The organism is Bacillus cereus group sp. RP32, from assembly GCF_040459735.1.
GTDB classification, from domain to species: Bacteria; Bacillota; Bacilli; order Bacillales; family Bacillaceae_G; genus Bacillus_A; species Bacillus_A wiedmannii.
The window spans coordinates 1,451,715-1,463,883 of sequence record NZ_JARVHO010000001.1; the positions used below are offsets into that span (position 1 = coordinate 1,451,715).

Below are 12,169 nucleotides of genomic sequence, written 5' to 3' on the forward strand. Positions count from 1 at the left end.
AAAAATAGGCGAACCATGTGCCTTTTTTTTCTTACTATATAGTAGATATACATGAAGAGGTGAGGATTATGCCAACAACAAAAGGGCCGTTACATCCATCGGTTCAACAGTTTAAAGAGTTTGTAAACCATCACCCTAAAATGGTTCATGAGGTTAGAAGTGGTCACAAAACTTGGCAACAGTTTTATGAAGAATGGTACTTACTTGGTGAAGAAGATCCGATATGGGCAACTTTTAGGCCTGATGGAGCGCCAGCTTTTTCTTCGGTAAAAGAAAATAAACAAGAAAAAGAAAAAGAAAAAGATAATCGAACTGAAGAGGAAAAAACTGCTGATGTGATGGGACAAATGCTTTCTTTCTTTAAAAAGCTAGATGTGGAACAGATGCAACACCATTTAGCTAATGTGACGAGTGCTATTGGTAGTGTGCAACAAGTTTTTCAACAATTTCAAGGGAAGCCCGCGCGGCAAGAAGAAAGTACTTCCGAAAATAATCCATTTTTCTTTCAGAAGGATTAGGGGGAAAGCGGATGAGAGCAGAAATTATGGAGTTTATAAAGGCTGATGAGGATTTATCTCGCTATATTAGGGAGCAACCGTACTGGTATAGAAAACTAACGCGAAACCCTGAAGAAAAAGAGGCATTTGAGTTAGCGGCTATGCAGCATTTCAAAAAAACGATACCAGATAAAGTTGAGAAATTTCAAAACCAATTGGCAGTTGCCTCCATTATGATCGATATGTTTCAGTATATGAAGCAGCAAAATACAACATAATTGGAAGGGAAAACTATGTCCGTCATGCAGAACTTTTGATACAATAGAAGCGGATTATTTAAAAAGGAGTTGCAGCATGAGCATGACGGAAATTTGTTTAGTACGACATGGACAAACTGATTGGAATTTTCAAGAGATTATTCAGGGACGTGAAGATATTCCACTTAATGAAGTGGGAAAGAAGCAAGCAAGTCAAAGTGCAGTTGCTTTGCAAGCGGAAGCATGGGATGTAATTATAAGTAGCCCATTAATTAGAGCGCACGAAACAGCTAAGGAAATTGCAGGGGCTGCAGGATTGCAATCGATTTTATTAGATGAGCGATTTGTTGAACGTAATTTTGGTGAAGCTTCTGGGAAGCCGGTTGCGACTGTTAGGGAGCTAATTGCAGAAGGTAAAGTAGAAGGTATGGAGCAAGATGAAGAGATTGTAACTCGTTGCTTTGCTGCTATAAAAGATGTTGCAGAAACCCATTCTGGCAAACGTATTATCATTGTAGCTCATTCACATGCGATAAAAGCAATTTTACATGCAATTGCACCAGAAGATATTTCGTTTAAGACACCATTAAAAAATGCATGTATTAGTTATGTGAAAGAAAATAGTGGGAAATGGGATGTTCTGAAATATAATATTGCGGAACATATTAATGTATAAGTATGTGCTGGGATTATACGGAAAATAGTTAGAGTGATATCTTTTTTAGTGAGACACTTCAATTAGTAGTTCTATTCTAAATGTGGTATGATGAATACTCGGAGGTGTCTCTCATGATTGTAGCGACGCTGGAAAGCGTATTGATATTAGATAAGGCAGAGCAGCTTGCAAAAGCGATTATCTGTTCAGATATAGCAGAAGACTATCGTAAGTGTTATAAAGAATTGCATGAAGATATGGAAGTTCAGACGTTAATTCAGCAATTTACAGCGATGAAAGAACGATATGAAGAAGTGCAACGTTTCGGTAAATACCATCCTGATTATACTTTCGTTTCGACGAAAATGAGGGAGTTAAAGCGTTCTGTAGACTTACATGATAAGGTTGCAGCTTTTAAACGAGTAGAAACAGCTTTGCAAAAGTTGTTAGATGAAGTTAGTGTAGCAATCGGTTCTGAGGTGTCTTCTTCCATCAAAGTTCCAACAGGAAATCCATTTTTTGATGCTGGTGGCTGTGGTGGCGGTTGTGGTACCGGCGGAGGTTGTGGCTGTAAAACGGGGTAAATTACCCCGTTTTTTAGAAGATAGAAGAAAACGTATACAGAGTTTGTCCTGTAATGTCATAAATTTCTGATTGGTTTTCATAAAATATAAAATATATGTTTTTAAAAGGAGAAGATGGAGAAGATTATGTTCGGGCAACGACAAAGTATGATTGTTTATTTACATTCATTGAAACATGCCAAGATTTTAAGGAAATATGGTAACATACATTACATATCAAAACGCTTAAAATACGCAGTAGTATATTGTGATATGGAACAAATTGAGCATATGATGCAAAAGTTGAACAAACTTCCTTTTGTGAAGAAGATAGAACAGTCGTACCGCCCGTATTTAAAAACGGAATTTGAAAATTCACGTCCTGATCGGGCAAAAGAATACGATTATAGTTAATAGAAAAAATCCCCTGCTAATTTTAGTAGGGGATTTTTTACTTGAAATAACACTTTATTTCATTGGAGGAATGAAATTATTCATTCGTAAAATACCAATTAAATGATTGAAAAACAGTTCTTTTTCTGGGAAAGTTGTGGATGGTTTTACCGTAAAGGTAGTCACTTTTCTTCCTAGTTGTTCTGCCGTTTCTTCAAATAAAATGACGCGTTTACTTTTTTTATTTTCAAGTACAGGAATGCCTTCACGACATATGTATAATGGTTGGAAATCACCAGTAGTAGTTGGTTTTAATATTACAACAAGTGAGCACACTTTTTTTTCATTTTTAATCGTTTCAAATTGTAACATATGTGTTATACGTTCTTGATTTGCTTTGGCAATTTCAAGTAATTCATATAAATCAGAGTAGCCTTCTCCGAGTTCTATAAAGCGTTGAATCATATTTTTTCCTCCTCTTTCTTTTACTTACTGTACCATCTCACTTTTTAAATGAAAAGTAGACAAAGAAAAAAAACCCTGCAAAGCAGGGCCCTTCTTATACTAGCATGTACTAGTAAGAAGGCAAAGGGAGAGGAGAAACCGGAGGAAGAACTTATGGGGAAACGTAAGTCTTCTCCGCGGTTGGCAACAACATCGAAGGTGATGTTGTTATAATTATTTATGTCCAATCTAAATGAAGATATACATCATGAAATTAAATTTTATGTTTGGCTTTTTATTTTTCTTTTTTTTATTTTATGATAGGATAAAAAAGATAAAGTGAAACGAATATACATAATGGGTTCGTGTTAGCGCATGGTGAGATGAATACATAAAAATGCAGAGCGGTTATTTTAAGCCAAAGTTCTCCTATTGTTCGTTGAGAAATGAATGGAAATTTTCATGGAATAGTATAGTTTGGTAGCGGTTACCGAATGGAGAAAGGTTTTCTATAATTGCTCGATAGATTGAAATAAAGGTAGTGACAACAGATGAGAGTAGTTTCAGGAAAATGTAAAGGGCATCCACTAAAAGCGGTGCCAGGTAATACAACACGTCCAACGACAGATAAAGTAAAAGAATCAATCTTTAATATGATAGGTCCTTATTTTGATGGTGGTATCGCTCTTGATTTATTTGGCGGTAGTGGTGGTCTTGGAATCGAGGCTATAAGTAGAGGGATTGATAAAGCAATTTTTGTTGATCGAGATAATAAAGCGATAAAAGTAATCCATCAAAATTTAGAAAGTTGTCGAATACAGGAACAAGCTGAAGTATATCGAAATGATGCAGAACGTGCGGTAAAGGCTCTTATAAAACGTGAAATATCATTCGATCTTATATTAATTGATCCTCCATATAAAGATCAAAAAATTGTATCTTTAATTAGTGTGATGGATCAACATGGATTGCTACATAGAGATGGATTAATTATGTCAGAGCATGGTAATGATGTGGTTTTACCTGATTCTATAGGGAGTCTTGTAAAAGTAAGAGCTGAAAATTATGGGATTACAGCAATATCGATTTATAAGTATGAAGGTGAGGGGACGGAATGACTAGTATAGCTATTTCTTCGGGAAGTTTTGATCCAATTACCCTTGGGCATCTGGATATTATTAAAAGGGGAGCAAAAGTATTTGATGAGGTATATGTAGTAGTTTTAAACAACTCGTCAAAAAAACCGTTCTTTTCAGTTGAAGAGCGCTTAGATTTAATTCGAGAAGCAACAAAGGATATCCCGAATGTAAAAGTAGATTCACATAGTGGACTACTAGTGGAGTATGCGAAAATGCGTAATGCAAACGCGATTTTGCGTGGGTTACGAGCGGTTTCTGATTTTGAATATGAGATGCAAATTACTTCTATGAATCGAAAATTAGATGAAAATATTGAAACCTTTTTTATTATGACAAATAACCAATATTCATTTTTAAGCTCGAGCATTGTAAAAGAAGTTGCGAGATATGGAGGAAGCGTAGTAGATCTTGTACCTCCTGTTGTAGAACGTGCTTTAAAAGAAAAGTTTCAAACCCCGTTAAAGTGAACGGGGTTTTTCTTTGTTGCTACGAAAAAATAATAAGATAACATATACATATAAACAAAATAAAGTAAAGATCGGTCCATAGTGTACAAAAGATGTCCAAATTTCTTGCAGTATAGAAGAATGATTCGATAAAAATACGGGGATATCTTTTTGCATAGGTGAAAAAGAGCTTACTTTTTCATAAAATGGTTTCCAAAATATAAAAGTAAAAATAGGAGCCAGAATACTTTGGATAATTCGTGCGAAAAAATAGGGCTTAAATCGGATGTCTGTTTCAGCTAATATGCTAGCAACTTGTGCCTGAATAGAAAGGCCGCTAAACGCTAAAATAAAGCTTGTTACCATAGCTTGCTGCAGGAGGGGTGTTTCATTTATTTGACTAATCATTTGGCTACCGAGTGTCATTTCAAAAATGCCTGATAAGATTGGAATACTAAATTCTGTAGTTAGTTGGAAGAATGATAAAATATGTTGCATAATAAAAGAAAGTGCTGCTGTAATATGAAATACAGTAATCATTTTATTTAAAACAGAGAATAAAATAATAAATCCACCAATCATAAGTAACGTTTGAATAGAAGAAACGATAGCGTCCCCAAGTAATTTTCCTAATGGTCTTTTTTCTTGCATGCGCGTCTCGTGTAGGACTGAAAAAGGGTTTTGAAAAGGACGTTTTTTAGTAGGATGTTGATCCTTTGTGGAAATATTGTTATTGCCGTAAAAACGCATCAATAACCCGACGGCAAAGTTACTTAAATAATGTGCAGCAGCTAATACGATTCCTAATTTCGGATTATTGAAAAAACCGATAGAAACAGCTCCAAAAATAAAAAGTGGATTAGATGAGTTTGTAAAAGATACGAGGCGTTCTGCTTCGATTTGTGTTAGCTGATTACTTTTACGTAGTCTAGCGCTTAATTTGGCGCCAGCAGGGAATCCAGAAGCCATTCCCATTGCCCAAACAAATCCGCCTACCCCTGGAACGCGAAAAAGTGGTCGCATGAGTGGTTCTAATATAACACCTATAAATTTTACAACACCAATACTAATTAGAAGTTCCGCAATGATGAAAAACGGTAAAAGTGAAGGGAATACAACTTCCCACCATATATTTAACCCTCGAATGGAAGCTTGCAAAGCAGCTTGGGGGTGAAGTACAAGAGAAAAGGTTAAAAACAGTGTTAATATGGTAAGAAAAGCCGTTTTCCATTTTTCATACATGTAAGTAAATCCCCCTTTGTCCCAAAAAACGTTCATTTCAGTATACGTGGATACGTTGTGCATTTAGACCATAAGTATGAAAAAGGAATGAAAAAAATTAAAGGGTGAGAAAAATGAAAGAACCGAAAATTGGTTTAGCTCTTGGATCTGGGGGCGCAAAAGGGTTTGCGCATATTGGTGTTATAAAAGTTTTAAGAGAAAATGGTATACCGATTCATATGATTGCAGGAAGTAGTATGGGGGCTTTAGTAGGTACGTTTTATGCAGCTAGCTCAAACGTTGAAAGGTTGTATAAACTGGCAAATGTTTTTAAGAGGAAATATTATTTAGATTTTACAGTTCCGAAAATGGGATTTATTGCTGGAAAACGTGTCAAAGATATGATTAAAATGTTTACATATAATAAAAATTTAGAAGAGTTAGATATCCCGACGGCTGTTGTGGCTACTGACATCTTGAAGGGGGAAAAAGTAGTTTTTACAAGTGGTCCTGTTGCAGAGGCTGTGAGAGCTAGCATATCTGTACCTGGAGTGTTTGTACCAGAAAAGATAGATGGACGATTATTGGTGGATGGCGGAGTGATTGATCGCATTCCAGTATCGGTTGTGAAAGAGTTAGGTGCCGATATTGTTATTGCTGTTGATGTATCGCCGATTAAAGTGAATGGAGAGGTTACGTCTATTTATGATGTAATTATGCAGAGTATTGAAATTATGCAACATGAGCTGGTGATGAATCGACAAATTGCATCGGATTTAATGATGCGACCAGCTGTAGAACAATTTAGTTCACGTGCTTTTACAAATATTGAAGACATTATTCGAGTTGGAGAAGTAGAGGCGGAAAAACATGTTGCAAATATTTATTTATTAATTGAGCAGTGGAAGGAGAAACATAATGTTTAAGCGTTTTCGGTTTATATATGCAATTTTAATAGGGGTTATATTGGCGATGTTACTTGTTTACGTACGTTTACCGTATTATGTAACAAAACCAGGAATGGCGGCCAAATTAGAGCCTTACGTTCAAGTTGAGGGTGGAACGAAAGAATCCGGTGATTTTATGCTTGTTACGGTTTCAATGGGACCAGCAAATGTGGTGAATTTAATAGCGGCACAGTTTAATAAATATACACATATTTCGAAAGCGGAAGAAATATTGCAAAAAGGTGAGAGTGATGAAGAATATCAATTTCGCCAAAATTATGCGATGAAAGATTCGCAAAATGCAGCAATCTATAATGCGTATAAACGTGCAAACCGTACTGTTTCTTTTGAAAATAAAGGTGTATTGGTTGCAGGAGTAGCGAAAGGGATGCCGTCAGAAGGAAAGCTTAAGCTTGGAGATGTCATCATAGCTGTCGACGGAAAAACATTTGAAAAGACGGAGCAATTTATTGAATATATGACAGGAAAAAAAGAAGGGGAAGCAGTAAATATTGAGTACAAGAGAAATGGAAAACAGTTAAAAGAAAATTTAAATGTAAAGACCATTCCGAATGGAAATGGGCGTGTCGGTATAGGGGTTTCTATCGTTACTGAAAGAGAATTAATGGTAGATCCGAAAGTGAAAATTGATTCTCATGAAATAGGCGGACCATCGGCAGGCCTAATGTTTACATTAGAAATATATAATCAACTTGTGGAAGATGATTTAACAAGAGGGCATGAAATAGCTGGAACAGGGACGATAAATGAAAAGGGAGAAATTGGCCCGATTGGTGGTATTCAGCAAAAAGTGGTTGCTGCAAGTGATGCTGGTGCTGAAGTGTTCTTTGCGCCAAATGAAAAAGGTGCGGAGAAATCGAATTATAAAGATGCGCTTGAGGCTGCGAAAGATATTAAAACAAGAATGAAAGTTGTACCAGTTGATACGCTGGATGATGCATTGCTGTATTTGGAAAAAATGGGCGAGAAAAAATAAACCTCTCTGAAAAAGAGAGGTTTTTTATAGAAATTTTGCAGTTGTTTCATCATAACGAATTGGATGGTGTGTTGCATCTTGTTTTAGTAGTTGTGTTCGTAATGGTTCTTGCATGATGGAGAAATATACAGAATTGGCTTTTCGCTCTATATGTAAAGTAGGATGGTCAAATGTTTTTGTATGGGTAAGGATGGGAAGTTCTATTTTTTTCTTGTTTTTTGAAAGGTAAGTTTGTCCTTTTTGTGACATGCCTAGTAGACGAATGTACGGTGCATGCTGATCTATATTTGCGCTATGTATTTCTTCTTTTGTTGTATTTGTTAAAATGTGTGTACAAGCTCTTTGTAATCTAGTCCATGTATAACGCTTCGTTTTTAATGCTTCCATGAATGAATGGAAGGAGGAACTGTTTTGTATTTTTGATAAAATACGATGCTCTAAACCTTCTTCTATTTCATATATATGTCGTAAGTCTTCTGGAGACATCGTCATGAGTTTGTATTTGAAAAATGAAAAGTATTGTTCCCAATTATGTAATATCCCGTAGTTTTGTTTGTAACTTGCTAAAAGAGAAGCAGTCGCTTTTGGGATAAAAGGCTCAATTTCTGTAAAAGAACTATTTTCGCTAAAAAGTTGTTTACGAATACTAGTTGCGCTTGCAATATGTTGGTCGCTAAATGTTTCATCATGATAATGAGATGCGAATCTTTTTATCGTTTGTGCTTGCATAGAACTATTTTGTAAGAAAATTGATTTCATGTATTGGAATCCTAATATGTTATTCGGTTGTGACATGTCTATGTTTTTTTCGGATGGTAAAATGTGTAGGAAGGCTTCAGATGTAGCTTTTGCGTAACTGTTGCCTGCATTCATAAATTGCTTTACAAGACGATTAAAAGTATCTTCTTCATTTTTTTGCACAGAGATGGTGTTATGAAAATTTTCAATCTGCCCATCTTCACTACCGAAACAAATTTCAGAAACACGCAGGGCGTTTAAAATAGAAATAGCGCCATTTGCAAAGGTTTCAGCCTTTTGTGTTGAGAAGGCGTATGGAAGCTCTACAACAAGGTCTACACCGCATGATAAGGCCATTTTGGTACGATACCATTTGGATATGAGTGCTGGCTCACCACGCTGTAAAAAAGGGCCACTCATAACAGCGATTGTAATATCGGCGTGTGTTAACTTTTTTGTTTGTTGCACATGATAATCATGACCGTTATGAAAAGGGTTATATTCAACAACAATACCACTGGCTTTTATGGTAATCTCTCCTTTCGATGTAGCATCTTTTTCAAAAACGTGATACTCTATATATTATTTACTATGATGACTTCATTATAGTGTAAAGAAAAAACATTGACAAATATAAAATGGCTAGCTATAATTTTGTTTGTTGCCTTGAGGTGATATGATATGAAATGGTCCATCCATCAATTGAATAAATTGAGAAATAAAGGATTGACATTGGATGAGATGGTAGATGTAAGTGAGCTACAAGAGGTCGAGAAAGATATTCGTGAAATTAATCCTGCTCATGTAACAGGAAGAGTTGATTTTGGCTCCGGTAAGTTTACGTTCCATCTACATATAACTGGAAGCATGGTTTTACCATGTTCTCGCTCTTTAGTAGATGTGACATTACCATTTGACATTAAAACAACTGAGGTGTTCCAAACTTCACAAGAAGAATTTGAAACTGAAGCTGAAATTCATTGTTTAGAAGGAGAAGTACTTGACTTACTGCCCGTAATCAAGGAAAATATACTTTTGGAGATTCCAATGCAAATTTTCAGTGATGATGTTTCTGGTGGAGCACCGATGCAAGGTCAAGACTGGCAAGTGATTTCGGAAGAAAACAAAGAAAAGACTGTTGATCCACGATTAGCAGGACTTGCAAAGTTTTTTGACAAATAATCGGAAGACTGGTTTAGGCCTTCATATGAAAATAACTATTTCTTTTAAGGAGGTGGGAAGAATGGCTGTACCTTTTAGAAGAACTTCTAAAACAGTAAAAAGAAAGCGTCGTACGCATTTCAAATTATCAGTACCTGGTATGGTAGAGTGCCCAAGCTGTGGTGAAGCGAAATTAGCTCACCGTGTATGTAAAGCATGCGGTACTTACAAAGGTAAAGAAGTAATCAGCAAGTAATTGCGGGAAAATAAACGTAGAAGATATCTTCTGCGTTTATTTTTTTTGTCTTATTCTTTATTTGTTGTATTCTATCTTTTCTAGTAACTGCATATGCTTAATAAAAAATGCATAGGGAGGACTAGAGAGATGGCGACAACAAGACAAGATGCTTGGACTGATGATGAAGATTTGCTTCTGGCAGAAGTAGTACTCCGGCATATTCGAGAAGGTGGAACGCAATTATCTGCCTTTAAAGAAGTGGGAAGACATTTGTCTCGTACACCAGCAGCATGTGGCTTTAGATGGAATTCTTACGTTAGAAAGCAATACAAAGAACGTATTGAAGAAGCAAAGCAACTACGTAAAGTAGAAAATTATGAAGTAAAAGAGACAAAGGTAGTAGAGCCTACGTCAATTACATTGAATGATGTTATTGATTTCTTGCAAAATTATAAAGATGAAAACTCTTTAATGGTGTTGCAACAGCAAATTGAATCGTTACAAACAGAGAGAGAGAGTCTTTTGGAGCGATTATCAGTATATGAGGAAGAGTATAGAACATTGCTTGATTATATCGATCAAAAAAGAAGTGTAATGGTAGCGGAAAGAAATAGCGCTCGTTCGAATGGGAAATTAGAAAAGTTAAAGAAATAAAAAAACAGCTGCTATGTAGCTGTTTTTTTATTTCTTATGCAGACTCTTCGTTTGTAACCGTATTCAAATTTGTTTCTGGGTTCCAAACATAAAAATCACCATCAGGTACTGATACAGGCTGGAAATTTAATTTATCCCAAAAACCAGCTGAATGGATACGTGCGATCGTTTTAATTGGGAACTGTAGCCCCTTCGCATAATTTACAAGCATTTCTCCGAATCCTTGTTTTTGGAAAGTTGGTAACACTTCAAGTTTATAGAGTTCTAGGTAAGTACCTGTAATTTCGAATGGTTCCCCGCCGTGCCTTTTCATATATAGACTCATACGTGCAATTAGTGATCCGCCATAATAAATACCGTAAAATGGAGATTCACTATCGTTTTCAATAATGTTTGCCTGTAATTCTTCTAACATGGATAATTCTTGAGCTCCGCAACCTTTAAATTTTTTAAATTCGTCTAATGTTTTATAATTGATGAGCAAGCGCTCAACTTTTGGGAATCCCATAACATCACATCCTTTTCTTGTCTCGTTGAATGCAGAAAAGTAAAAATATTTATAATAATATTATAACTCATTTTTTTATTTTTATGAAGAAGATAGGATATTTCTTTTATTATTTTTTTGAGGATTTGCTAAACTAAGAGTAGAAGCATATTAATAGGTAGTATATACATATTGAAAGAAGAGGTTGCATTTGTTTGTTAAAGAGTAATGAAATTGTAAACTATGTTCATGGAATTGAGAAAGGTAAAGTGAAACTGTAATCAGTGGGATTTGTTCACCTTTAGTTAATTATGATTCCGCACCAATCAGGCGTTTGCGGGATAAAAAGGGGGAGGGAAAAGGGACTTGTGTAACGTATTTATATGAGTTCCTTGTGTGAAAATGAAAATCGGAGTTGTGGGACCAGGAGCTATCGGTCTGTTATATGCATTTTATTTACAAAAAAGTAATCAAGATGTTACGTTGTTTACAAGGACAGCTAAACAGGCTGAGGAATTGAATAGAACGGGTGTAACTTGTATGAGGGAGGAAAAACGTGAAACCGTATTCCCACCTGCTTTACCAATAGAAAGTATGCTAGACCAGAAGCTAGACTATATATTTATTGCTGTTAAGCAATATCATATAACTGACATACTACCTTTTGTGCGAGGGGAATCCTCATTAATCTTTTTGCAAAACGGAATGTCGCACCTTCATGCTATGCAGCAAATAAGGAATGAAAATATTGCGGTTGGGATTGTAGAGCATGGTGCAAAAAAAGAAGAAAGACATATCGTTTATCATACGGGGATAGGTGTAACGAAGTTTGGAATCGTGCACGGCCAGTCTATACATTTTGAAAAAATATTTAATTGCTTTCCATTTCCTCATTTTCCGATTCAAATAGAAGATGATTGGAAGGATGTCATGCACAAAAAATTAGTAGTTAATGTATGTATCAATCCATTGACAGCATTATTACAAGTCCAGAACGGAGAGTTGATTACGAACCCGTTTTTTTATCGATTGATGGAGCAAGTTTTTCAGGAAGTCGTTTTTCTTGTTAAAGAAGAAAAAGAAATGGTATGGAAAATGGTACATCGCGTATGTGAAAGAACGTCTCGTAATACATCATCTATGCTGGCAGATGTAAGGGCAAATAGACAAACGGAAATCGGTGCGATTGTTGGATATGTATTAGAAGAAGCTAAGAAACAGCAACGATCTGTTCCGACACTGCAATTTTTGTTCGATGCAATAAAAGGATTAGAAGTAAAAGAATAAGTGTAATTCTTTGCTTTTACGTGCAACATTGACTACAATGTGGAT

General features: G+C 35.7%; 17 protein-coding genes. 13 read left to right on the forward strand and 4 right to left on the reverse strand.

Features of this window, described 5'->3' with window-relative positions:
* Positions 1–68 precede the first annotated feature (68 nt).
* The 5 genes from ylbD (at position 69) to QCI46_RS07705 (ending at position 2,386) form a co-directional block, all read left to right on the forward strand.
* Positions 69–518: a YlbD family protein gene (ylbD, locus tag QCI46_RS07685; protein ID WP_001143337.1), complete on the forward strand. Its 450-nt coding sequence runs from the start codon at positions 69–71 to the stop codon at positions 516–518.
* Positions 519–529: 11 nt separating this feature from the next.
* Positions 530–775 carry a YlbE-like family protein gene (locus tag QCI46_RS07690; RefSeq protein ID WP_001200991.1) on the forward strand — a complete coding sequence of 82 codons (246 nt, stop codon included), beginning with the start codon at positions 530–532 and terminating at the stop codon, positions 773–775.
* Positions 776–857: 82 nt separating this feature from the next.
* Positions 858–1,430, forward strand: coding sequence for a histidine phosphatase family protein (locus tag QCI46_RS07695; RefSeq protein ID WP_033657734.1), 573 nt, complete (start codon positions 858–860; stop codon positions 1,428–1,430).
* 113 nt (positions 1,431–1,543) lie between these two features.
* Positions 1,544–1,993 carry a YlbF/YmcA family competence regulator gene (locus QCI46_RS07700; protein ID WP_000634355.1) on the forward strand — a complete coding sequence of 150 codons (450 nt, stop codon included), beginning with the start codon at positions 1,544–1,546 and terminating at the stop codon, positions 1,991–1,993.
* Between the two features lie 126 nt (positions 1,994–2,119).
* Positions 2,120–2,386 carry a YlbG family protein gene (locus tag QCI46_RS07705; RefSeq protein ID WP_002080814.1) on the forward strand — a complete coding sequence of 89 codons (267 nt, stop codon included), beginning with the start codon at positions 2,120–2,122 and terminating at the stop codon, positions 2,384–2,386.
* 54 nt (positions 2,387–2,440) lie between these two features.
* On the opposite strand, the gene QCI46_RS07710 is transcribed toward QCI46_RS07705, so the two are convergent.
* Positions 2,441–2,830, reverse strand: coding sequence for a DUF7147 family protein (locus QCI46_RS07710; protein ID WP_000616012.1), 390 nt, complete (start codon positions 2,828–2,830; stop codon positions 2,441–2,443).
* 530 nt (positions 2,831–3,360) lie between these two features.
* Here QCI46_RS07710 and rsmD point away from each other — a divergent pair.
* Both rsmD and coaD read left to right on the forward strand, forming a co-directional pair.
* Complete coding sequence (gene rsmD / locus QCI46_RS07715; RefSeq protein WP_001266975.1) at positions 3,361–3,927, forward strand: 16S rRNA (guanine(966)-N(2))-methyltransferase RsmD; 567 nt, start codon at positions 3,361–3,363, stop codon at positions 3,925–3,927.
* Positions 3,924–4,415, forward strand: a complete 492-nt coding sequence (gene coaD, locus QCI46_RS07720; RefSeq protein WP_000200598.1) for a pantetheine-phosphate adenylyltransferase — start codon at positions 3,924–3,926, stop codon at positions 4,413–4,415. The genes rsmD and coaD overlap by 4 nt, the downstream gene beginning before the upstream one ends.
* Here the strand turns inward: coaD and ylbJ are convergent.
* A complete protein-coding gene (ylbJ, locus tag QCI46_RS07725) occupies positions 4,407–5,636 on the reverse strand; it encodes a sporulation integral membrane protein YlbJ (protein WP_353839880.1) in 1,230 nt (409 codons plus the stop codon). The genes coaD and ylbJ overlap by 9 nt on opposite strands.
* 113 nt (positions 5,637–5,749) lie before the next feature.
* On the opposite strand from ylbJ, the gene QCI46_RS07730 reads away from it, so the two are divergent.
* Positions 5,750–6,541, forward strand: coding sequence for a patatin-like phospholipase family protein (locus QCI46_RS07730; protein ID WP_000662602.1), 792 nt, complete (start codon positions 5,750–5,752; stop codon positions 6,539–6,541).
* Positions 6,534–7,559, forward strand: a complete 1,026-nt coding sequence (locus QCI46_RS07735; protein WP_353839881.1) for a SepM family pheromone-processing serine protease — start codon at positions 6,534–6,536, stop codon at positions 7,557–7,559. Before QCI46_RS07730 ends, QCI46_RS07735 begins: the two co-directional genes overlap by 8 nt.
* A 24-nt stretch (positions 7,560–7,583) precedes the next feature.
* On the opposite strand, the gene QCI46_RS07740 is transcribed toward QCI46_RS07735, so the two are convergent.
* Positions 7,584–8,825 (reverse strand): nucleotidyltransferase, encoded by a 1,242-nt coding sequence (locus QCI46_RS07740; RefSeq protein ID WP_353841847.1) that lies wholly within the window; start codon positions 8,823–8,825, stop codon positions 7,584–7,586.
* A gap of 153 nt (positions 8,826–8,978) precedes the next feature.
* Between QCI46_RS07740 and QCI46_RS07745 the strand changes: the two genes are divergently transcribed.
* The 3 genes from QCI46_RS07745 to QCI46_RS07755 all read left to right on the forward strand — a co-directional run bounded on the left by QCI46_RS07745 (position 8,979) and on the right by QCI46_RS07755 (position 10,350).
* Positions 8,979–9,479, forward strand: coding sequence for a YceD family protein (locus QCI46_RS07745; protein ID WP_000872150.1), 501 nt, complete (start codon positions 8,979–8,981; stop codon positions 9,477–9,479).
* Positions 9,480–9,540: 61 nt separating this feature from the next.
* Positions 9,541–9,714 (forward strand): 50S ribosomal protein L32, encoded by a 174-nt coding sequence (rpmF, locus tag QCI46_RS07750; protein WP_001984764.1) that lies wholly within the window; start codon positions 9,541–9,543, stop codon positions 9,712–9,714.
* Positions 9,715–9,843: 129 nt separating this feature from the next.
* Positions 9,844–10,350: an RsfA family transcriptional regulator gene (locus QCI46_RS07755; protein WP_000246481.1), complete on the forward strand. Its 507-nt coding sequence runs from the start codon at positions 9,844–9,846 to the stop codon at positions 10,348–10,350.
* A 34-nt stretch (positions 10,351–10,384) separates the two neighbouring features.
* Here QCI46_RS07755 and QCI46_RS07760 read toward each other — a convergent pair whose 3' ends face one another.
* On the reverse strand, positions 10,385–10,858 hold the full coding sequence (locus QCI46_RS07760) for an N-acetyltransferase (protein WP_000506689.1): 474 nt from the start codon (positions 10,856–10,858) through the stop codon (positions 10,385–10,387).
* Between the two features lie 375 nt (positions 10,859–11,233).
* Here QCI46_RS07760 and panE point away from each other — a divergent pair, with 375 nt between their 5' ends.
* Positions 11,234–12,124, forward strand: a complete 891-nt coding sequence (panE, locus tag QCI46_RS07765; RefSeq protein WP_098089498.1) for a 2-dehydropantoate 2-reductase — start codon at positions 11,234–11,236, stop codon at positions 12,122–12,124.
* Positions 12,125–12,169 lie beyond the last annotated feature (45 nt).